The organism is Dulcicalothrix desertica PCC 7102, from assembly GCF_003991905.1.
Taxonomy (GTDB): domain Bacteria; phylum Cyanobacteriota; class Cyanobacteriia; order Cyanobacteriales; family Nostocaceae; genus Dulcicalothrix; species Dulcicalothrix desertica.
The window spans coordinates 56,604-77,880 of record NZ_RSCL01000034.1 but is presented as its reverse complement, the minus strand read 5'-3'; the positions used below and the strand labels follow the sequence as shown (position 1 = coordinate 77,880).

Sequence of the window (21,277 nt, the reverse complement as noted above, 5' to 3'; positions counted from 1 at the left end):
GTCTCTACGAGGATATTTATGCTTTTCCAAACCGTCGTTCGCGCTTTTGAAAACTTAATAAGGCACGGTAAAATTCGTCGCGGTCGAAATCGGGCCAAAGTGCGTCTGTAATATATATTTCAGTGTAAGCAATTTGCCATAGCAAAAAGTTGCTAATCCGCATTTCCCCGCTTGTGCGAATTAATAGGTCTGGGTCGCCAATGCCAGCTGTATAAAGATGGCTCTCGAAAGTTGCTTCGTCTATTTCGTGCGGTTTAAGCAAACCCTGCTCGACTTTTTCAGCAATTGCACGACAAGCTGATAGTATTTCTTGTCTACCGCCATAGTTGGTGGCAATGGTAAATTTTATACCGCGATTGTTCCGCGTTTCTTCCATTGCGTCACTGATTTGCTCCTGCAAAGCAGTTGGAAGTGCATTTAAGTTACCAGCAAACTTTATACGTACACTCTCTTTCATCATTTCGCGCAACTCACTACGCAAAACTACCTGAAATAAAGTCAGTAAAAAATCAACTTCTTCCTGGGGTCGTTTCCAGTTTTCAGTTGAAAAAGCATACGCGGTTAACGCTTCTATTCCCCAATCATTACAGGTACGTAGTAATTGCTTGAGAGACTCAACCCCGCGTTTGTGACCCATTATACGGGGTAGTCCTCTATGCCTAGCCCACCGACCATTGCCGTCACAAATCACCGCAACGTGCTTTGGTAATAATTCGCGTTTCAAGTCAGAGGGTAAAACTCGCAGTTCTGTCTGTTGTGCTGTCATTTTTTATCCCGAGGAGCGGTCGATGGTAATCCGAGTAATCGTGAAACTACAAAGAGGCTTTTGCTGCGAATTTTTCGCCCCAAACTTAGTAAACCAGGCGCCACTGCTTCCCGGTCAATAGTAGGTGACAGTTTATCTTCGAGCAACTCTTTTAACTTCGCGATAGTTAATGGTCTATTTAGGTTTCCCCTTTCTGCCAAAGAAATTGAACCCGTTTCTTCTGATACAACTACACAAATACAATTTTCGACCCGCTCAGTGATACCCATCGCCGCCCGGTGGCGTGTACCCAACTGGCGCGAGGCTGTGCGTCCCGATAGCGGTAAGATTATACCCGATGCGAGAATCCGAGAGCCACGTACTAATGTAGCACCGTCGTGTAAAAGTGTCTTGGGCTGAAAAATTGTTTGGATTAGTTCTTTAGAAACTTCAGCATTTAATTTTACTCCGGGCACAGAAAAATCTCTTTCGTCTATTGGACCTGTTGTTTCTATAATCAGTAGCGCTCCAATCCGACTTTTCGACAATTCTCTAACAGCTTCAACAATTTCATCAATTGTGCTATCTGACTTGGGAAGCGACAGAGTTGAAGGCTGAAATAGCTTCTTAAACTCTCCGCGTCCCAATAACTCTAAAAATCGCCGAAACTCAGATTGAAGTGCAACCGCCATTGCCACCGCACAGCCAATCACTAACTTTTCCAATACAAAATTTAGCAGTTCCAGCCCCCACTGATGCGACAAAGCTGAAGCTAGCATTAAGATCACAAATCCCAGTACCATCCGCAGCGTTCGCCGTTCGTTAATTAGAACCAGCATCATATAAGTCAGTGCCAGTACTAACAAAATATCCAGAGTCTTTAGTAGCAAGGACTGCGACCATCCCGCTATCAGCCATTGCTTCCACCAATCTCTCATGACATCTGGAAATGTACTACTCTGCCTTTAATTAGTTAAAAGTTGTAGTTGTAGGGTGGGCACTGCCCACCTTACTAGAAACTCCTAACTCTTGTACAGACGTGACATGTCACGTCTCTACATTTTCTACTCAGCACTATTTTTGAGTCTTTCTGGTAAACAATCTTGTCGAATTAAATCTTGGTATGTTTCGCGTTGCAAAATAATATTTGCTTCGCCGTTCGATACTAAAACCGCTGCCGGACGAGGCAGGCGATTATAGTTCGATGCCATACTGTAATTGTACGCACCCGTTGCCATTACAACCAAAATATCTTCTGGTTGAGTTAAAGGTAATTCAGCATTCTTGATTAGAATATCTCCTGATTCACAGTGCTTTCCGGCAACTGTTACGGTTTCGCTACACTTATCCGACATTTTGTTCGCGACGACCGCGCGGTAAACTGATTGATAAGTAATTGGACGAGGATTATCTGACATACCACCGTCAACTGCTATGTAGTTACGGATTCCGGGAATTTGTTTTGATGAACCAATAGTATACGCTGTGACGCAAGATGTGGCAATTAAAGAGCGTCCTGGTTCAGATAGCAGTTTGGGTAAAGGTAAAGAAAGTTTCTCACATGCTGATTGAATAACCTCGCAAATTGGTTTTACCCATTCTTCAATGCTTGGTGGGTCATCGGACTCTATATATTTAGTTCCTAAACCACCACCTACATTTAACTCGGTTATAGCTAACCCATAACTTGCTGCTTGCTCTAACCACTGCACCATCACTGCTGCTAGGTCACGATGTGGTTGACGTTCAAAGATTTGAGAACCTATATGAGCATGAACTCCAACACAGTTGAGCTTGCTTTGCTTACTGACATACTCGAATACTTCCCCAAGTTGGTTAGGGTCAAACCCAAATTTACTGTCTAAATGTCCAGTACGAATATACTCATGAGTATGACACTCGATACCCGGTGTTAACCGCAACATTATTCGTACTGCTTCCGAGGTGGTAGAAGCTAACTCAACTAATGTTTCTAGCTCATACCAGTTATCAACAACAATAGTAATGTTTGACTCTATAGCGAAAACAAGCTCTTGCCGCGATTTATTATTTCCGTGAAGATAAATTTGACTAGGGTTGACGCCCGCATTTAATGCTGTGTATAATTCGCCCCCTGAAACTACGTCTATACCTAAACCTTCAGAATGAACGATAGCGCAGATTGCCGTTAAACTCCATGCTTTAGAAGCGTATAATACCTGTGAGCAGCCCTTATAATAACGTTGAAAACTATCGCGGTACTGGCGGCAAGTTGTACGTAATGTTTCTTCGTCTACTATGTATAAGGGTGAGCCAAATTGCTGAACTAAATTTTTAACGTCACAACCTCCAATTTCAAGATGGTCGTGACTATTTACCTTAGCTGTAATCGGTAACAGAGATTGATTTGGAGAAATATCAATGTTATTTTTTGTAACAATCGGTAAATATTTACTACCAGAATCTTGAACCTTAGCCGGATGTGTCGATACCATAACGTTAAAATTTGTCGTTGTTTACTAGACGGGCATGTACATGTAATGGTTAGTTTGCTAGATAGACCGCAAACCAATCTTTATCTAAATTATTAAATTTTTGTTACGGAGTAAATATTCCCACCTTTAGTTTACAGATGGGATGTGCCATTACCAATAAGCGTGAACACATTAAATTTAGAAATCCAATCATTGACACATAAGCACTTGGGTGCCCTAGTTGAACTTGACCAAGCTTGTTTTGGTGGGTTGTGGACACTTGATGCGTATCAGCGAGAGTTAGAGAGTCCAAACTCTGTTTTGCTTGGTTCTACCTCTTCCCTTGCTTCTAACGAATTATCAGGAATGGGTTGTTTTTGGTCGATTTTAGATGAAGCGCATATCACGATTTTGGCGGTTCATCCTCGATATCAAAACCAAGGTTTGGGACAAGCTGTACTATTTTCGCTTCTTAAGGCTGCTCACGAACATGGTTTAGAGCGCGCCACTCTCGAAGTCCGTCCCTCAAATGTAGGCGCCATTAATTTATATCAAAAATTTGGTTTCAAAACAGCAGGGCGACGGCGCCGATACTATAAAGACAATGACGAAGATGCTTTAATTCTGTGGCTGGGTGATATCCAGGCGCCACAATTCACTCTAACTCTTAATACTTGGCTTGACACCATTAAAAGGCGCCTAAATAAATCTGGCTGGAACTTGACATTTTTAAATTAATGTGCAATAAACCTTTAGAAACCAGGTTTCTTGGTGAATATTGTCATAAAAACAACAATCTTGCTTAGAAACCAGGTTTCTTAGATTTTTAAGTAAGCTTAACGTTAATTTAATAAATCTTTATTTTTAGTGAGTGAAAATAAATTTTGAGAAAATGTGATGATAATTTCATGGAAATTGTAACTTAAAGTTCAAATTCGACTTGACGAGCAATAAAGAAAATGTTAAATATTTTCACTTGAGGGCGTATTGACATATCTCAACACTCATGGTCACAAGTTTGCCCAAAATAAGCCCTACAGAAGCATCTCAACGCAAATCAGTGTAGTTATAAACAGTAAAACAAGTTAAAAAAGTTCATATTGGAACTTATAAACTCGCCACGTCGATTTCGGTTGTCTACACCTTTATACAGGCACCCGACTTATTTGGCTGTGCTAAAATCAGCATACCGGCACGACGCAGGTGATGGGAAAAATATGTTTGAACGCTTCACAGAAAAAGCCATTAAGGTGATTATGCTTGCCCAAGAAGAGGCTCGCCGTCTTGGGCATAATTTCGTCGGTACTGAGCAGATCCTCCTGGGTCTAATTGGCGAAGGTACCGGAGTCGCAGCTAAAGTACTGAAATCGATGGGCGTCAATCTCAAAGACGCTCGGATTGAAGTAGAAAAAATCATAGGTCGAGGTTCGGGCTTTGTCGCTGTGGAAATTCCGTTTACGCCACGCGCCAAACGAGTTTTAGAACTCTCCTTAGAAGAGGCTCGCCAGTTGGGGCACAACTATATTGGCACCGAGCATCTGCTGTTGGGCTTAATCCGCGAAGGTGAAGGTGTAGCAGCTAGAGTTCTAGAAAACCTCGGTGTAGATTTATCGAAAGTCCGCACTCAAGTGATTCGGATGTTGGGCGAAACCGCTGAGGTAACACAAGGTGGACCTTCCAGCCGCACCAAAACCCCAACGTTGGATGAATTTGGCTCAAATTTGACCCAAATGGCAATCGACGGTAAGCTTGACCCTGTTGTGGGACGCGCTAAGGAAATTGAGCGGGTAATCCAGATTCTTGGTCGTCGGACTAAGAACAACCCCGTGTTAATTGGTGAACCTGGCGTAGGTAAAACCGCTATTGCTGAAGGTTTGGCAACACGTATTGCCACTAAAGATGTACCTGACATTTTAGAAGATAAACGTGTAGTCACTCTTGATATTGGTTTGCTTGTAGCAGGAACCAAATATCGAGGTGAATTTGAAGAACGCTTGAAGAAAATCATGGATGAGATTCGACAAGCGGGAAATGTAATATTAGTAATCGACGAGGTTCACACCTTAATTGGTGCTGGTGCAGCAGAAGGCGCCATTGACGCAGCCAATATCCTCAAGCCAGCTTTGGCACGCGGAGAATTGCAGTGTATAGGTGCTACAACCCTTGATGAGTATCGTAAACACATCGAGCGTGATGCAGCCCTAGAACGTCGCTTCCAGCCAGTAATGGTGGGTGAACCGTCTGTAGATGAAACCATTGAAATTTTATATGGTTTACGTGACCGCTACGAGCAACACCATAAGCTGAAAATTTCTGATGAAGCTTTGGTAGCAGCAGCGAAATTATCTGACCGTTATATATCTGACCGTTATTTGCCCGATAAAGCTATCGACTTAGTTGACGAAGCTGGTTCACGGGTACGTTTAATTAATTCTCAACTTCCCCCCGCAGCTAAAGAACTTGATAAAGAACTGCGTCAAATTCTCAAAGAGAAAGACGATGCAGTACGCGGTCAAGACTTCGACCGTGCAGGTGAGTTGCGCGACCGGGAAATGGAAATCAAAGCCGAAATTCGCGCCATTGCTCAAAGCAAAGTAAGTGGCACGAAGACTGAAGGTGGCGATGAACCTGTTGTTACCGAAGAAGACATTGCTCACATTGTGGCATCTTGGACGGGTGTACCAGTCAACAAGCTTACTGAGTCAGAATCTGAGAAGCTGTTGCACATGGAAGACACCTTGCACCAGCGTCTTATTGGTCAAGAAGATGCAGTTAAAGCTGTGTCCAGAGCAATTCGACGTGCGCGTGTTGGTTTAAAGAACCCCAACCGACCAATTGCTAGCTTTGTATTTTCTGGTCCTACTGGTGTTGGTAAAACCGAGTTAGCGAAATCATTGGCTTCATACTTCTTTGGTTCAGAAGAAGCAATGATTCGTCTTGACATGTCCGAGTACATGGAACGTCACACCGTTTCTAAGCTCATCGGTTCGCCTCCAGGTTATGTAGGATACAACGAAGGTGGACAGTTAACCGAAGCAGTACGCCGTAGACCTTACACCGTGGTACTTTTCGACGAAATCGAAAAAGCACACCCCGATGTATTTAATATGCTGCTGCAAATTCTTGAAGACGGGCGCCTTACCGATGCGAAAGGACGTACCGTAGACTTCAAGAACACCTTATTAATCTTGACCTCGAACATTGGTTCTAAGGTTATTGAAAAAGGTGGTGGTGGTATTGGTTTCGAGTTTGCCGAAGATGCTAGCGAATCCCAGTACAACCGTATTAAGTTCTTAGTTAACGAAGAACTGAAGAACTACTTCCGTCCAGAGTTCTTAAACCGACTCGACGAAATTATCGTCTTCCGTCAGTTGAACAAGCAGGAGGTTTCCGAAATTGCCGAAATCATGCTTAAGGAAGTCTTCGGGCGCCTGGGCGAAAAAGGCATTACGATGGAAATTACCGACCGCTTCAAAGACCGTCTTATCCAAGAAGGTTACAACCCCAGCTACGGTGCAAGACCTTTACGTCGCGCAATTATGCGCTTGTTAGAGGATAGCCTTGCTGAGGAAATTCTCTCCGGTCGCATTAAAGATGGTGATGTTGCCGTTATTGATGTCGATGAAAACAACAACGTTGTCGTTCGTGCTGGTGAACGTCGCGAACTGTTAACACCCGGAGCAGGTGTAGAAGCTTAATTACTCATTAGTAATAAAATTCACGTAGCATAGGCAAGGCGCCTGTGCTACGTTTTTTTGTGGGTCAAGCTTTGCAACGGATATAACGGATGTAACGGATAGTTTATCGGGAATCTTAAAGACTTGCAGCGATTTTGCGCGCATCAGTTTTCAAGTATTTTTACTGAACTGATTCAATAGTGAATATGTATAAATAGTATTTGAAAAGTATTTGAAAAGTTGATTTTGATATTGGTAATTTCTCTTGTGGAACGGGCATCCTTGCCCGTAGATTCAACACAAGTTAAATTTCTCACACTTATTAATAGTCTACTTGAAATTATAAATAATATTTTATACAAAAGTTTATATAACAATGGGTAAGGCAATAGGCATCGACTTAGGAACTACCAACTCAGTAGCAGCATTTAGACTAGCTGAAGTAGAAGTAATAACTGCTGATAACAACACACCTCCAGATAGAAAATTAACACGTTCAGTAGTCGCTTGCGAACAAAATAATCTGTGTGTTGGTGAAAAAGCTTACAATCAACAACGTGCTGATGCAGAAAATGTAATTGTCTCGATAAAACGCTTGATAGGTCGAGATTTTGCTGATAAAACAGTTCAAGAACAAAAGTCAAAGTTTGGTTATAAAATTTCTCAACCATCGCAAGGAACAGATAATGGAATCGCTGTATGGTTGGGAGGTAAAGAATATCAACCAGAAGATATTTCTGCCGAAATTCTCAAGCAGGTAGTAAAAAATGCTGAAGTTTACTACCAAAAAATGGGCAAAGTCAGAGAAGTTATTAATCAAGCAGTAATTACTATCCCTGCTTACTTCAACGACAAGCAACGTCACGCTACACGTACAGCTGCTTTAAAAGCTGGTATCACCCCTTTGGAATTATTACCAGAACCAACAGCAGCAGCTATTTCTTATGGTTTTTCTCCAACTAGTGAAGATGTCAAAACTATTTTAGTTTATGACTTCGGTGGTGGTACTTTTGACGCTTCTTTAATTACTTCTGCTGGAACTTCGTTTATTGAACAAGGAAAAGCAGGAGATTTATGGTTAGGTGGAGACGATATTGACTCCCGAATTATCAATTATGTGAAAGAGCAAGTTGCATATAGCGAAAAAATTGCTGATATTGATGCTTTAATCGCCAAAATGCCGCATTATCAGAAAGTGCGGTTTAATGCTGATTTGAAAATGGCTGTTGAACGCGCGAAATTTGAGTTGAGTAGTTCTACAACAGCACTAATTAGTCCTTCTACTCATTTAGTTGATGAGTTAGGACTTACTATTCCTATTGAAGTTAAAATTACTCGCGAGTTGTTTGAGGAACTTATCGCTGACTTGGTAGAGCGTTCAATTACAATTTGCCGTCAAGCTGTAGAAGAAGCATCGTCTGACTTAGATATGGTAGATGTAGTGCTTTTGGTCGGTGGTTCTTCACAAATTCCTTTTGTACAAAATAAAGTTAAAGCAGCGTTTGGAAACGATAAGGTTGTAGTGCATCCTCGTCCAATGTACGCTGTTGCTGAAGGCGCCGCAATTGTTGCTGCGGGACTGACTGATAAAGTTACTACCGTGTCACGCGATTATTATATTGAGCTAGTTGACGATAATCATAAGGTTATTAATAGAGGTGATATTTTACCTGTCACTACTTCACATACTTTCCGCACTGTAGTTGACGGTCAGCGCTTGATTCACTTTCGATTTTTTAGTCCTGACTTCGTTAAGCAAAAAACAGATGGTGTTGAAAAGGACGAAATTATTGGCGAAATGTGGTTGGGTTTAGAGCAAAGATACCCAGCAGGAACCGAAATTCAAGTTTATTTGGAGTTAGATGAGAAAAACAGCGATTTAGGGATAACTGCTCATCTGAAAAATGACCCTTCGGTCAAAGTTAGCTGCACTTTTTCGCGTGGTCGCTCCGACGAGAAAATCTATCGAGAGCTTGAAGAGGCAATTGCGCGTCTCAACGACCAAAATTTAACAGCATTGGGAGTTGAGAATGCACTGACTTTGGCTATTCCCGTTGTACAGATGGCGAACCAAATTATTGAACCAATAACTGGAGAAGAACGGGTTGATTTACGTGAGCGTGCTGTCAAAAATTTAGAAAAATTCCAAGTCTCGATGTCAAACGAACGCTTGGAAGCAGATTCTTTGATTCAAGACTCGGAGCAAATAGTCGAGCTTTGCGGATTTTTAATTCCCCAACAGCAGCAAGAAAGACTTAAAAAGTACTGCAACGAGTTGAAAGATGCCATCACCTCGAATAATCTCTATAAGATGGAGTCAAAAACTGAAGAGCTTAAAAGAGAATTTGAGAATTTACCTGATGAAGTAAAACTGGTTGATGCGTGTTTGTTTGCTATCCGTCAAGCTAAAAGAGTTGACCCAACTCAAGCAAACGCGATGATTGAAAAACTCATGCGTATGCTTGCTGCAATGGAAAAAGGTGATGAACACGAAGCTGAACGACTTTGGAACTCATTAAAACCTGATATTCAACGCTGGATAGACAGCGAATTGCCCAGCAATACTATTGTTACGGGGTTGAAGCGATGAATAACAAGCTTGAGTGTCCGGTATGTGGTTATAAAGAAATCGAAGGTGATAGTTGTCCGAACTGCGATACTGATTTGACTTTAATTTGGAGATTATGCCAGCTTTCTGAAGTCAGAACAAGCGCACCGACTAAAATTCAAGCTTGGCAATTTGTAGTTATTGGGTTTGTTTTTCTTATTGGTTTGGGTATTGGAACTATAAGCAGTTTTTTATTTATTCAACCGCAGTCTATCAATGCTACAGTCAATGTTCCAAATCCGGTGATAGTTGTTCCTACTCCATCAACTCCTGCTGTTTTAAATACACCACCTAAAACAATACAACCAGCTACTTACCCAGCTACTTACACAGTACAGAGTGGAGACAATCTTAGTATTATTACAGAAAAATTGTGTGGTCAAGGCGCCTCTTGGCAGTTGATGGTACAAGCGAATCCCCAACTCAAAGGACGAGAAAACGATATTGAGAAGGGGGAGGTTTTTAAAGTACCAAATTGTCAGGAGGCTGGATAATGAGCTTTCTACAAATTTTTAATCAAGTTAGTAAAATTGTATTAGGTGTGGGAGTTGTCGATGCTTGGAAATTAGCAGATGCGACGAAACTCCAGACGCAAAAAGCACGAACGCTAGCTGAAAGTAAAAATTTACGGCAAGCAGTACTTACTGGTCAAAAAGCTTTAGCTGCTTGGTCTAAGCAACCTGGGTTTTGGGAGCGTTTACTGCGCTCTTATATATTAGGGGATAGTTTAGAGAAGATTAATCAAGATTTGCAGAAATGGCAGACGCAAGTAACACAAGCAAATAAATTGCTGACTGGCGCCAAATCTCTTTTGCAGCAAGATGATAATAATCCGCTTGAAACTAAAATATTACTAGACGCTTTAGACTTGTGCAAGCGTGCTGGTAAAATTCTTTACGATGAGCAAATATCGCAAACAATTAGCAAGTGTCAAACAGAATTAAAGCAGCGAGAAGATTTTCGTAAATTGGTAGAAGAAGCTGATTTACAAGCTGAAAAACGTTTTTTTCAAGGCGCCATTAATATCTATAATCAAGCTGAACAGTTATACCCAACTTTATCTGTAAAGCAATCAATAGCAGCTTGTGAAACTCAAGTTAAACAAGAACAAATTTATTACACGGCTTTTACAAAAGCAAACATTGCTTCAAATGAAGGTAGATTCAGGAGTGCAATCGCGCTTTTAGAAGGCGCCTTAACACAATTTCCGCGTCAAGACGGTATTGCATTACTAGAAAAAATTCAGCGTACTGTTAAAGGCAAAGAAAAATATCGTTTAGGTCTTCAAGCTGAAAAATCAGGTAATTTAAAGGAAGCAACAACATTATACAAATCAGCAGCAGTACTCTTACCAAACTTTAGAGACTGTAAAATTCGTTTAGGTATTGTAGCAATTAAAACAGAAGAATGGTCATTAGCCATATCGCAATTAACGGATATAGAAACGGAACAAGGTCGTTATCTGCGAGGATTTGCTTATGCGAAACAAGGGCAATTACAAGCAGCGCATCGCGAGTGGCAAAATTTACAACAAACTACTAAATTTGTACAACAAAAAGAAAATATCAAAATCATTTCGCAACGGCAAAAGCTGTTAGCTTTAAAAAACATAGAAAAATTTATAGCAGATGATGACTTAGAGCAAGCACAAACTTCAAGTGGAGAATATTTGCAAAAATTTGGCTCAGACTCTTTAGTAGAAACCAATCTTACCGAACACATTTTGCCACGATTAAAAGCAAAAGTTTGGCAAAATCATGAGTGGCATATTCTTGCTGATACAACTATTAAACTATGGGAAAGCTCGCCAGATATAATTAATTTACACAATTGGTTAATTACAACTTATTACCGGGTTTTTAGTGACGCTTCTACTGGTGTAATTGAAGATTTAATAATTGCTTTACCTACAGCAATAGCAAATTTAAATCAAGATTTAACACTTTACGATATTCCTTGGCTAGAAAGTCAAAAACTTGATTTAGAATTAGTGTCTTTAGAATTACAACGACGATTAGAAGAAATTATTGATAAATTTCAAGAAAATCAATTAGACCAGTATTTAAAATTTCGTGATAAATATCGTTTAGAAAAAGTAGCTTTACGCTTAATGGGCAATCCTGTTCAAAAGGGAATGAAAGTAAATGAGCTATTTATCACACCAGGTTGTTACAGTCGTTTTTTTAATCAATGGCAAAATTTTTTAGTTGCGGATATACATTCTAGTGAAAGAATATTGCAAGCACTATACACTCCTTGGGGTCTATCTATCGCTGCTTGTTTAGAGAGTGATGTCGCGCGCGCGATACAAATCAAGCCATCAAACCAATCTGCTAACAATAGCATCGAATTATTTGCCGGTTCTTTCGTTGCTTACCATGAAGGTTGTCATTATCTTCAACAGCAACAATGGCAAAAAGCAGCTACTCATCTTAATAAAGCTAAAAGTGAAATTAAAACATTTCCTGATTGGCTTCATGAAATAAATAGACTTTGCTTATTACAACGACAAGCAATATCAGAATTTCCAGAGCATTTAAAATTTGCTCAATTTTGGTATGACCTTATTGGTAGTCAATTAGCAAAGAGCTATTTGGCTGAATACAAAGCCGAAGAATTGCGTGATAAACTAGTAAATAAACAAATATCACAAGAGCAAGCTTTAAAGCAAATTCAAAAAATTAGCGTAATTGATGATAATAATCCTATAGTTTTAGATTTAAGGGAAAGATTAGAATTTGTACAAGAATTTGAAGAATTTGAGAATCTTCTGAAGAGAAAATTATATGAACAAGCGGTAGAAAAAGCCAAGAAATCACGTAACGAACGTGTACGGTTTGCTGCTGCTGAAATTTTTATCCAAATTATAATTAATGCTGCTGAAAGAGGTGATGCGAGCGATTATGAAATGGTTCAACAGTTAGGACGTTGGGCTTATGAAATTTGTCCAGATGCACCTGAGTTTCAACAAATTTATCGTAGTTTGAGATTATCTTATTAATAAAATGACAAACAAATTAAACCCAAATAGTTTTAATCCGTATGATGTTTTAGGTGTATCTCCCGCAGCATCTAAAGCTGAAATTAATAAAGCAGTAACTTTGGCAATGAAGCGAAAGCAATATTCGGTAGAGGTTATTGCGAAAGCGCAAAAAAGCTTAATGAAGTCAGAAGAGCGTATTATTGCCGATTATTTACGTCCAATTTTGCCTTCTATCAAAAGATTTAAATACAGTGATTTTTCAGCTTTAGAACAACCTGAACCCGAAATAATATTATTATCAGAGTTTGATGGTTTAGATGACGCAATTACTAAAGCCAATCAAGAAGAAATGTTAGCACGCGAACCTTTGCCAATACCTTTATCGGAATTGCTTAACGAAGGTATTACTGCGTGCCAAGAAAAACGTTATCCCAAAGCAGTAAAAATTTTAGAAGACTACTGTCAAAGTACACGTGACCGTAACAGTAACGATTACACTCAAGCCCAAATTTATTTGATTAGAGCTTATCAAATGACTGGACAGAAACAGCGCGCAATTCATCTTTGTTCGTCATTAATAAATCATTCAAATGCTCAAATTAAAGCTTGGGCAAATAATTATTTATCTTTATTATCTAAAGAGGTTACTCGTGTCTAATACATCCAAATCTTTTATTATTTCTCAAGAACTATGTGACTCGCTCAGTCAAGAACTTGGAACTCTCAAACGAGAAAATACTTTACTTAAGCAATCTTTACGTGAACAACAAACTCAAGCAGTAGCAACCAGCGAAGATTTATTCTTAGAACTGTTAGAAGTAGGAGATGCTTTAGAAAATTTACTCAAATTACTGGACAATCCTAATCTTAGCCCTGAATTTATCGCGCGCTTACCTAGAAACGTTGGAGCAGTTTATCGTAAATTCCTTAATGTATTGGCAAAGCGTCAAGTTTCACAAATCGAAACTGAATGCATTGAAGGAACGCAGCCCGATTTTACATTATGTAGGGTAGTAGAGCAAGAAGTAGTCGCTGATATTCCTGAACAAAGTATTACTAAAATTGTGCGTCAAGGATTTCGCTATGGTGAAAAGGTTTTACGTCCGGTTGAGGTTATTACTTCCAAAAAAGAATAATATTTTGGTAGGTCAGTTTAGGTACTTGATAACACCTCTTCTATATATAATAAAGATAGTTGACGTAGCACAGGCATCTTGCCTGTGCATTAGATGTATAAAAAAGTCGCTAATTACACAACTTTCTTCTATAAAAAAGCGGTATTTTTGCGATTATTACTTAAATTTTCTGAATATGATGTCAAAATAATTACTTTGTATAATGAAGATGCATTTTATTACTTTCACATTTAATTGGTTGTAGAGTTGTTTTTACCACTCTTACGCAGAGGGCACAGAGAAAGAGGTTTAAGAGAGATTTGAGAGCAAGCTTAACGTAACGATACGACGGTAATTTACGAAATTAGGCGCCTTCTACATGATGGTAATGGTACCAATATTAAACGGTACCATTATATTTTTTTAATTTTTAAAATACGAAAATTTGATAACACAAAATTTTATTTACCAATAATAAATTATTAATAAAAAAATGAAATTTTTTAAATTATAAAGTATACGCAAGTCGAGTATATTTATATATAATCAGCGTTAAAGCTCCAAAGCGCCAAAGTTCAAGTCTGAAAATGTATAACTGGGTTTAATTATCGATATGACCTCTCAAGAAAGCGCTCAAGAAAGCGATGTCAAACAAAATTCAGCGTCAGCCCAAGTTTGGCGAAACGTTCGCGAAAACATCTTTTTAGTTGTTATTGCGCTGATTTTAGCCTTTTTAATTCGCACGTATATTGCTGAACCCCGCTATATACCCTCAGATTCAATGGTGCCGACATTACATAAGGGTGATAGATTAGTAGTTGAAAAAGTATCTTATCATTTTCATCCACCCCATTTCGGCGATATTGTTGTTTTTACCCCACCACCAGAGTTACAGCGAAGGGGATATCCGAAAGATCAAGCTTTTATTAAACGCATTATTGGTCAACCAGGTGACTCGATACAAGTGACTAAAAATAGGGTTTATGTCAACGGTACACCCCTTCAAGAAGATTACCTCAAAGATAATTACATCCAGCAAGACCCAAGACAGCTATTTAACCAAACCCAAGTCCCACCCAACCAGCTTTTTGTCATGGGAGACAACCGCAACGACAGTAACGACTCACGCTATTGGGGATTTTTACCTAGCGAAAACGTCATCGGTCGCGCAGTATTTAGATTTTTCCCTTTCAATCGCACAGGCCTAATTTAACCTAGGTATAAATTCTGAATAAACTGTGAATTGTGGAGCGGGCATCCCGAACCGCCCCATATCTACCTAAAACTTCAAATAATACATCAACTGCGCCAACACATCACCTGGTAAATTCAGGCGCCTTTGAAAGTCAACAATATCCCGATACAGTCCACCCTCTAACCTATTCTTCACTACAGCCTCAGCCAAAGCCAACTCAATAAATGGAACTTTCAGTAGCGCTTCTATTGTTGCTGTATTTGGATTAATTTGCTTAGTAGAAATTTCTAATTCGTCTTCGTTGTAATAACTAAAATCAAGTATTAGTTTTAATGCTTCCAAACGCGCAGGAGATATACTCAAAGCCGCTGCAATATCTTCTATACAGTAATATTTAACACCAGAACGTGATAATTCTGCCAGTGTACGCGCTTGATGAATAGAAAATCCTGGTAGTCTTAGCCAATCGTCTACCGTAGCTTGATTTGCATCAATCCGAATACCAAGTTGTGCAGCTACAGCTAATTCTTCTACTGTCTGCAAACGGTAATAAGGATTACTAAGTATTTGATTTTGTAGTTTTTGCAGTCTGGAATTAAAAGAAAATGGCATGATTAGATATGTTCAAGTAACTGGCGCCGCTTTTGTTCAAATTCGTACTCAGTAATTAAGCCATCTTGACGTAAAGCTTCTAGTTCACGGAGTGCTTCGGCAATGGAAGAAACTTGTTTACCCGCAGCTTGAGAAATTCTGGCTGCGGAACCTAAATTAAAATTACGGTCAAAAGTATCTTCATCCTGAGCTAAAAACCAAACTCCCTCAATGGCACTGGCAACTTTTGGTATTGGTGTCCACGAGAGTAGGACATATATTACACCCCACAAAGGTTGTCCAAGGTAAAACTTGTGTAATCCAGAAACAGTCAGCGTTCCAGAAAAAGCTAATACAGCAGCGATACTACGGTTTTTATGCTGATTTTTAAACATAAATTTAACTAATGAATAAGTTATAGAAACCTGGTTTTTTTGTTGATGTCTTGTGATGAAAATAATGATTTTGCGTATAAACCAGGTTTCTGAGTGCGATTTTAACAAAAATGTATACTATATATTGTAAGATTTTTTCATAAAGGTTATTAGATTCAGCTAATTCTTGCCATCAGGATACCTACAAAGGCAGGTTTTAGCGTCAAGTGTTGGAATCGCGGTAAAAAACCGTACAGAAACCATAGCTTACCAGATTATCAGCCTAGACTAGAATGAAATTATAGAGGTAAAAGTTATAAAAATATAAGAACTTGCTGGGAGTTGTGACTCAGCGAACCGGGAGCAACATGGGATTCTTTGACTCTGACATAATTCAACAAGAAGCAAAGCTGCTGTTTGATGATTACCAAGCTTTGATTAAACTTGGTAATGGTTACGGTAAATTTGACCGTGAAGGCAAAAAGTTGTTTATCGAACAAATGGAAGCAATGATGGAGCGCTATCGAATTTTTATGAAGCGCTTTGAGCTATCCGAAGACTTTATGGCACAAATGACAATGGAACAGCTCAAAACCCAGCTTGGTCAGTTTGGTGTTACCCCACAACAGATGTTTGACCAAATGGAGATGACCTTGCAACGCATGAAAGCAGAACTTGAAAAACAAAAATAATGTAGAGACGTGATTAATCACGTCTCTACAACGTGTATTTTAGTCTGATTTTGGACGTGGGAATTGTGATGGTGACTTGAAGTTTTGTACTGGGACTCCTTTGAGTGCGCGTTGCATGAAATCAGCCCAGATAGGAGTCACCATACCACCACCCGTGGCGCCACTTGCAAGTTGTCGGTTGTCGTCTCGACCGACCCAAACAGCTGTTGTTAATTGCGGTACGGTTCCTACGAACCAAATATCTTTTTCTGAAGATGTTGTACCCGTTTTACCTGCTGCTGGGCGCCCAATTGCCGCGTTTTTACCTGTACCCTCAGTAATTACCGCACGCATAATATCAATAGTTGATGCACTTGCCCAAGGGTCAAGAACCAATTGGGGTTTCGGCGTATTATCAAGCATGACATTACCGCTACTATCGGTGACGCGCATAATTACGGTTGACGGAGATTGCCAACCGTAGTTTGCGAAAGTAGCGTAAGCACTTGCCATTTCTAATGGTGTTACACCTATGGCGCCCAATGGTAGGGAAGTTACAGGTTCCATTGGACTCATTATTCCCAAGGTACGACTCGTTTCAACGACTTTGTTCATACCTATCGCTTTACCTAGTTTAATAACTGGAATGTTACGCGACTGTGCTAGGGCAGTACGAATTGACATGGCGCCTGCGAAACCACCATCGTAGTTTCTTGGAAAATACCAGCCATCACCATCACGGTAGCTAACTGGAGAATCTACGACTGTTGAGCTTGGTGCGTATTTACCAGTTGCAAAAGCTGCGTAGTAAACGAATGGCTTAAATGATGAACCTGGTTGACGTAAAGCTTGTGTCGCACGGTTAAATTCACTAGTTTTGGCATCGACACCACCCACAAGCGCTTTAATAAAGTGCGTTCTGGGGTCAACAGCTACCAAAGCTATTTGGTTTTTATATAAACCTTGACGTAAAAGTCTTCCGTGCCACTTGCCAACAGTTTCTTCCGCCATGCGTTGAAACTCAGAATCAACGGTTGTTTGGACGCGCATCCCGCCTTTGAGCAGTGATTCACGTCCAAATTTTTTGGCTAATTCTGATGATACTGCGTTCGTTACATAAGGTAATGCGCTACCTTGAAACGAACGGATTTTACCTAGTTTAATTTTTTCACTTACTGCTTGGTCGTGTTCGGCTTGAGTTATCCAACCCAATGTGAGCATTCGTCCCAGCACAATTTCTTGCTGCTCCTTCGCTTTTTTCATCGAAGCAAAGGGACTATATTCTTCCGGCGCCTGAATTAAAGCAGCCATCATCGCTGATTCTGCTATAGTCAAATTCTCAGCAGCTTTGTTGAAATAACTGCGCGCTGCGGTTTGTACACCATAATTATTATGACCCCAATAAACTTGATTGAGGTACATTTCTAATATTTGGTCTTTGGAGAGAATTTGCTCTAAACGAATAGCGAGTACTGCTTCTGCGATTTTACGGGTAAATTCACGACGACGCGATAAAAATAAATTTTTCACCAACTGCATCGTAATCGTCGAACCACCCTCGCGGACACCTCCACCTCTGAGGTTGCTAGCTAGGGCACGTCCAACACCTTTAGGGTTAATACCGTGGTGAAAATAAAAGTCACTGTCTTCGCTCGCGAGTACTGCGCGCTTAATATTTGGTGAAATGCGGTCAAGAGGTACTACTTCGCGGTTTGCTTCCCCGTGGATACTCGCTAGGAGTTTACCCTTAACATCGTAGAAGTAAGTGGTTTCAGAGGGGAAAAAATTGCGTAGCTGTCTGACATCGGGGAGATTGCGGAAGCTAATCGCTAATCCTACCAGCCCTCCAGCAACAATCGAACTTGTCAGCATGGTAATGGCGAGTAAGGTGCCGCCAGTTACCTGACCAACTCCCTTTATAAACTCAAAACCAGATGCAGTCTGACCTCGGGGGTTTTTATCTTCAAAAGTCCTAGACGACACGGGATTTCACTTCCTCACTTGTATATGTAAGTATATTTTCAAAAGGGCTTTGCTCGCGGTCAATTTTTTGTAATTATATTAGTTTGGCTCCAAACGCTGCGCGTTAAATTTATATTGACTTTATATTGACTGTAATCAACCTGACTAAAAGAAGTGCAAAGTATAACTAATCAGTCTTCCTTAAAGACTTTACAACAGACTCCTGTAGGAGCGCGCCCCCAAACGTGGTTGCATCGTGGTACTGTAGAAATTTTCCCACATGCTACCGATAAGGCAAGCGAAACTGAAAATCTTGAAGATTTGTTAACAAAAATTAACCGTCCTTTGCGAGTAAAGTTGGGTATTGATGCTACTGGCACAGATATACATTTAGGTCATAGCATACCTGTGCGAAAATTACGAGCTTTTCAGGATGCAGGACATACGGCAGTTTTGATTATTGGTGATTTTACCGCTCGTATTGGCGACCCAACAGGTAAATCTGATGTTAGGCGCCAATTAACTACAGAAGAAGTGCGTGAAAATGCCAAAACTTATCTTGACCAAGTACGTCCCATATTAGATTTTGATACACCCAACCGTCTTGAAATCCGTTATAACTCGGAATGGCTAGCCAAACTAGATTTAGCCAAAATTTTAGAGTTACTTTCTACAATGACTGTAGGACAAATGCTTGAGAAAGAAGGATTTGACATCCGGTATAAAGCACAGAACCCTATTTTCCTTCATGAGTTCCTGTATCCGTTAATGCAAGGTTATGATTCTGTTGCCGTCGAGTCAGATGTTGAATTAGGTGGTACTGACCAAAAATTTAACATTGCTGTGGGGCGTGACTTACAGCGCCATTTTGGACAGAAGCCTCAGTTTGGTTTATTAACACCGATTTTAATAGGCACTGATGGCGTACAAAAAATGTCGAAGTCTCTGAATAATTACATAGGTTTATCAGAGCATCCGAATAATAAATACCAAAAGCTTCAAGCAACACCTGATAATTTGTTGGAATCTTATTTTGAACTGTTAACAAATTTACCTTTAGATAGTTTGCCCACAGAAGCGCGCGATAAGCAAAAACTCCTAGCTTGGGAAGTAGTTAAACACTATCACGGTGAAGTTGCTGCTGCCGAAGCCAAAAAAGCAGCAGAATCTGCTGGTCAGCAAGGAGAAATTCCAGAGTTTTCTTTATCTGGCGTTGAATTTCCGGCGCGGTTAGCTTCAATTTTAAATTTAAGTGGGTTGTGTAAAAGCGGGGGTGAAGGTAGGCGTAAGATTCAGGAGGGGGGGGTAAAGTTGGATTCTGAGAAGGTCTCTGATGCCGAAACAACTTTTCAAAACCCTGAAGAGTTACACGGTAAAGTTTTACAGCTAGGAAAGAAAAATTTTATTCGCCTAATACCGTAATGTAGAGACGTGATATATCACGTCTCTCCTGTATATCACGTTTGTGGATGATATGGCGCCTTTCGTAAGGGCGGGTTCACAAACTATTTTTGTTCCGTTGTAGGATATTTGTTAACCCGCCCCTAGCAATATGTCTAACAAAATAATTGTTCCTTTGGATGTATCTACAATTGATGATGCTGTCACGCTTATTGATAAATTACCCGATGTTACCTTTTGGAAGGTTGGGTTGGAACTGTTTACAAGCACTGGTCCGCAAATTCTCGAAATTTTAAAATCTCGCCAAAAACGAATTTTCCTCGATTTGAAATTTCATGATATACCTAACACTGTTGCAGGCGCCTGTCGTGCTGCTGGGCGTTATGGCGTAGATTTACTTACCGTTCATGCTACAAATGGACGTGACGCTTTAATGAAAGCAACCGAAGCAGTAAAAGAAGGCGCCGCAATTGTAGGCGTTGAACCCCCCAAATTAATCGCTATTACCTTGCTTACCAGCATTTCCTCGCGCCAATTAGCTTTTGACCTGCGAATACCTCTAGAACTGCCCGAATATGCCTTACAAATGGCATTAATGGCAAAAGAAGCTGGCTTGGATGGCGCCGTGTGTTCACCTCAAGAAGTGGCACAACTACGTAATACATGTGGTGATGATTGGATGCTAGTATGTCCTGGTGTTCGTCCGGATTGGGCGGAAAAAGGTGACCAACAGCGCACTTTTACCCCCAAAAAAGCATTCCAAGCAGGCGCCAGTTTCCTTGTCATCGGTCGTCCCATCACCGCCGCCAGGGAACCTGCGCTAGCCTGGAAAATGATATGCGATGAAGTGGCAATAGTATGATATTTACAGTCGGGAAAAGTTATAGCTTGTGCTTCTTATGTGGGTTGTGGCTATTTGTCTCGAATGTATTCTCGTTGCCTGTTTGGAGTGTTAACAAAAGCGAAAGCTTGTGTCGAGAGCAAAGTCTAGAATTAATTACTACTAACCTAATGCGAGATTTGCCTAGCTACGCAAATCGTGCTGCTCAACGTGCTAGGCGCCTGACTCGCAGAGGCGACACTTTCGGCTACATGCTTACTGCTGGTAGACCAGAATTTAAACCTTTGCCACTAAATCCAAATGTTACGAGTGAAAATACGGCAAAAACTCTTTCTGAAGGTGTCGAACAAATATTTTTTACAACGTTAGAGCGACGGTATATAGCAAAGCAAGCTGTAGAGTTACAAGAATTTCACTGGCTACTGGTAACGAAAACTAGTACAGGTTGGCGTAAAGTCATGATGTTTACTCAAACTGGCTCATTCCCGGTAAGTAAACAAGTTCCAAGTCCACCGCGCGATAGTAGTAATGGTGTAGTTGGTCAAGCTGTTGATGCATGGTTACGTGACTGTCAAGCAGGAGCCATTCGTCAGCAAAAAATCAAAAAAACAACCCTCTTGTAGCACAGGCCGAAAAGCCTGTGCAGTGATACAAAAAGAAC

General features: G+C 40.3%; 18 protein-coding genes. 12 read left to right on the top strand and 6 right to left on the bottom strand.

What is annotated here, in order from left to right:
- Nucleotides 1-16: 16 nt before the first annotated feature.
- The 3 genes from uppS to lysA all read right to left on the bottom strand — a co-directional run bounded on the left by uppS (nucleotide 17) and on the right by lysA (nucleotide 3,219).
- Nucleotides 17-766 carry an undecaprenyl pyrophosphate synthase gene (uppS, locus tag DSM106972_RS43865; RefSeq protein WP_127086614.1) on the bottom strand — a complete coding sequence of 250 codons (750 nt, stop codon included), beginning with the start codon at nucleotides 764-766 and terminating at the stop codon, nucleotides 17-19.
- Nucleotides 763-1,683 (bottom strand): diadenylate cyclase CdaA, encoded by a 921-nt coding sequence (gene cdaA / locus DSM106972_RS43860; protein WP_127086613.1) that lies wholly within the window; start codon nucleotides 1,681-1,683, stop codon nucleotides 763-765. Before cdaA ends, uppS begins: the two co-directional genes overlap by 4 nt.
- A gap of 126 nt (nucleotides 1,684-1,809) precedes the next feature.
- Nucleotides 1,810-3,219 carry a diaminopimelate decarboxylase gene (gene lysA / locus DSM106972_RS43855; protein ID WP_127086612.1) on the bottom strand — a complete coding sequence of 470 codons (1,410 nt, stop codon included), beginning with the start codon at nucleotides 3,217-3,219 and terminating at the stop codon, nucleotides 1,810-1,812.
- 162 nt (nucleotides 3,220-3,381) lie between these two features.
- Between lysA and rimI the strand changes: the two genes are divergently transcribed.
- The 8 genes from rimI (at nucleotide 3,382) to lepB (ending at nucleotide 14,794) form a co-directional block, all read left to right on the top strand.
- Nucleotides 3,382-3,936 carry a ribosomal protein S18-alanine N-acetyltransferase gene (rimI, locus tag DSM106972_RS43850; protein ID WP_127086611.1) on the top strand — a complete coding sequence of 185 codons (555 nt, stop codon included), beginning with the start codon at nucleotides 3,382-3,384 and terminating at the stop codon, nucleotides 3,934-3,936.
- A gap of 479 nt (nucleotides 3,937-4,415) precedes the next feature.
- A complete protein-coding gene (locus DSM106972_RS43845) occupies nucleotides 4,416-6,896 on the top strand; it encodes an ATP-dependent Clp protease ATP-binding subunit (RefSeq protein ID WP_073618194.1) in 2,481 nt (826 codons plus the stop codon).
- 355 nt (nucleotides 6,897-7,251) lie between these two features.
- On the top strand, nucleotides 7,252-9,465 hold the full coding sequence (locus DSM106972_RS43840; RefSeq protein WP_127086610.1) for an Hsp70 family protein: 2,214 nt from the start codon (nucleotides 7,252-7,254) through the stop codon (nucleotides 9,463-9,465).
- A complete protein-coding gene (locus tag DSM106972_RS43835; protein ID WP_127086609.1) occupies nucleotides 9,462-9,977 on the top strand; it encodes a LysM peptidoglycan-binding domain-containing protein in 516 nt (171 codons plus the stop codon). The genes DSM106972_RS43840 and DSM106972_RS43835 overlap by 4 nt, the downstream gene beginning before the upstream one ends.
- Complete coding sequence (locus DSM106972_RS43830) at nucleotides 9,977-12,484, top strand: tetratricopeptide repeat protein (RefSeq protein ID WP_127086608.1); 2,508 nt, start codon at nucleotides 9,977-9,979, stop codon at nucleotides 12,482-12,484. Before DSM106972_RS43835 ends, DSM106972_RS43830 begins: the two co-directional genes overlap by 1 nt.
- 4 nt (nucleotides 12,485-12,488) lie before the next feature.
- Nucleotides 12,489-13,124 carry a molecular chaperone DnaJ gene (locus tag DSM106972_RS43825; protein WP_127086607.1) on the top strand — a complete coding sequence of 212 codons (636 nt, stop codon included), beginning with the start codon at nucleotides 12,489-12,491 and terminating at the stop codon, nucleotides 13,122-13,124.
- Nucleotides 13,117-13,602: a nucleotide exchange factor GrpE gene (locus DSM106972_RS43820; RefSeq protein WP_127086606.1), complete on the top strand. Its 486-nt coding sequence runs from the start codon at nucleotides 13,117-13,119 to the stop codon at nucleotides 13,600-13,602. Before DSM106972_RS43825 ends, DSM106972_RS43820 begins: the two co-directional genes overlap by 8 nt.
- A gap of 592 nt (nucleotides 13,603-14,194) precedes the next feature.
- Nucleotides 14,195-14,794, top strand: coding sequence for a signal peptidase I (gene lepB / locus DSM106972_RS43815; protein ID WP_127086605.1), 600 nt, complete (start codon nucleotides 14,195-14,197; stop codon nucleotides 14,792-14,794).
- A 66-nt stretch (nucleotides 14,795-14,860) separates the two neighbouring features.
- Here the strand turns inward: lepB and DSM106972_RS43810 are convergent, their stop codons facing one another.
- Both DSM106972_RS43810 and DSM106972_RS43805 read right to left on the bottom strand, forming a co-directional pair.
- Nucleotides 14,861-15,388, bottom strand: a complete 528-nt coding sequence (locus DSM106972_RS43810; RefSeq protein ID WP_127086604.1) for a ComEA family DNA-binding protein — start codon at nucleotides 15,386-15,388, stop codon at nucleotides 14,861-14,863.
- 2 nt (nucleotides 15,389-15,390) lie between these two features.
- A complete protein-coding gene (locus DSM106972_RS43805) occupies nucleotides 15,391-15,762 on the bottom strand; it encodes an NINE protein (RefSeq protein ID WP_127086603.1) in 372 nt (123 codons plus the stop codon).
- 347 nt (nucleotides 15,763-16,109) lie between these two features.
- Here DSM106972_RS43805 and DSM106972_RS43800 point away from each other — a divergent pair, with 347 nt between their 5' ends.
- A complete protein-coding gene (locus tag DSM106972_RS43800) occupies nucleotides 16,110-16,433 on the top strand; it encodes a DUF1825 family protein (RefSeq protein WP_073618183.1) in 324 nt (107 codons plus the stop codon).
- Between the two features lie 39 nt (nucleotides 16,434-16,472).
- On the opposite strand, the gene DSM106972_RS43795 is transcribed toward DSM106972_RS43800, so the two are convergent.
- Nucleotides 16,473-18,395, bottom strand: a complete 1,923-nt coding sequence (locus DSM106972_RS43795) for a transglycosylase domain-containing protein (RefSeq protein WP_127086602.1) — start codon at nucleotides 18,393-18,395, stop codon at nucleotides 16,473-16,475.
- A gap of 162 nt (nucleotides 18,396-18,557) precedes the next feature.
- Here DSM106972_RS43795 and tyrS point away from each other — a divergent pair, with 162 nt between their 5' ends.
- The 3 genes from tyrS to DSM106972_RS43780 all read left to right on the top strand — a co-directional run bounded on the left by tyrS (nucleotide 18,558) and on the right by DSM106972_RS43780 (nucleotide 21,239).
- Complete coding sequence (gene tyrS, locus DSM106972_RS43790) at nucleotides 18,558-19,796, top strand: tyrosine--tRNA ligase (RefSeq protein ID WP_233787198.1); 1,239 nt, start codon at nucleotides 18,558-18,560, stop codon at nucleotides 19,794-19,796.
- A gap of 130 nt (nucleotides 19,797-19,926) precedes the next feature.
- Entirely contained in the window at nucleotides 19,927-20,637 is a 711-nt protein-coding gene (gene pyrF / locus DSM106972_RS43785) for an orotidine-5'-phosphate decarboxylase (RefSeq protein ID WP_127086601.1), read from the top strand.
- Nucleotides 20,634-21,239, top strand: a complete 606-nt coding sequence (locus DSM106972_RS43780) for a hypothetical protein (RefSeq protein WP_233787058.1) — start codon at nucleotides 20,634-20,636, stop codon at nucleotides 21,237-21,239. Before pyrF ends, DSM106972_RS43780 begins: the two co-directional genes overlap by 4 nt.
- Nucleotides 21,240-21,277: the final 38 nt, after the last annotated feature.

Excerpts from the sequence above, each read along its gene's own strand:
- uppS (WP_127086614.1), bottom strand. The coding sequence starts at position 766 with ATGACAGCACAACAGACAGAACTGCGAGTTTTACCCTCTGACTTGAAA.
- cdaA (WP_127086613.1), bottom strand. The coding sequence starts at position 1,683 with ATGAGAGATTGGTGGAAGCAATGGCTGATAGCGGGATGGTCGCAGTCC.
- lysA (WP_127086612.1), bottom strand. The coding sequence starts at position 3,219 with ATGGTATCGACACATCCGGCTAAGGTTCAAGATTCTGGTAGTAAATAT.
- DSM106972_RS43845 (WP_073618194.1), top strand. The coding sequence starts at position 4,416 with ATGTTTGAACGCTTCACAGAAAAAGCCATTAAGGTGATTATGCTTGCC.
- DSM106972_RS43840 (WP_127086610.1), top strand. The coding sequence starts at position 7,252 with ATGGGTAAGGCAATAGGCATCGACTTAGGAACTACCAACTCAGTAGCA.
- DSM106972_RS43835 (WP_127086609.1), top strand. The coding sequence starts at position 9,462 with ATGAATAACAAGCTTGAGTGTCCGGTATGTGGTTATAAAGAAATCGAA.
- DSM106972_RS43830 (WP_127086608.1), top strand. The coding sequence starts at position 9,977 with ATGAGCTTTCTACAAATTTTTAATCAAGTTAGTAAAATTGTATTAGGT.
- DSM106972_RS43825 (WP_127086607.1), top strand. The coding sequence starts at position 12,489 with ATGACAAACAAATTAAACCCAAATAGTTTTAATCCGTATGATGTTTTA.
- lepB (WP_127086605.1), top strand. The coding sequence starts at position 14,195 with ATGACCTCTCAAGAAAGCGCTCAAGAAAGCGATGTCAAACAAAATTCA.
- DSM106972_RS43810 (WP_127086604.1), bottom strand. The coding sequence starts at position 15,388 with ATGCCATTTTCTTTTAATTCCAGACTGCAAAAACTACAAAATCAAATA.
- DSM106972_RS43805 (WP_127086603.1), bottom strand. The coding sequence starts at position 15,762 with ATGTTTAAAAATCAGCATAAAAACCGTAGTATCGCTGCTGTATTAGCT.
- DSM106972_RS43800 (WP_073618183.1), top strand. The coding sequence starts at position 16,110 with ATGGGATTCTTTGACTCTGACATAATTCAACAAGAAGCAAAGCTGCTG.
- pyrF (WP_127086601.1), top strand. The coding sequence starts at position 19,927 with ATGTCTAACAAAATAATTGTTCCTTTGGATGTATCTACAATTGATGAT.
- DSM106972_RS43780 (WP_233787058.1), top strand. The coding sequence starts at position 20,634 with ATGATATTTACAGTCGGGAAAAGTTATAGCTTGTGCTTCTTATGTGGG.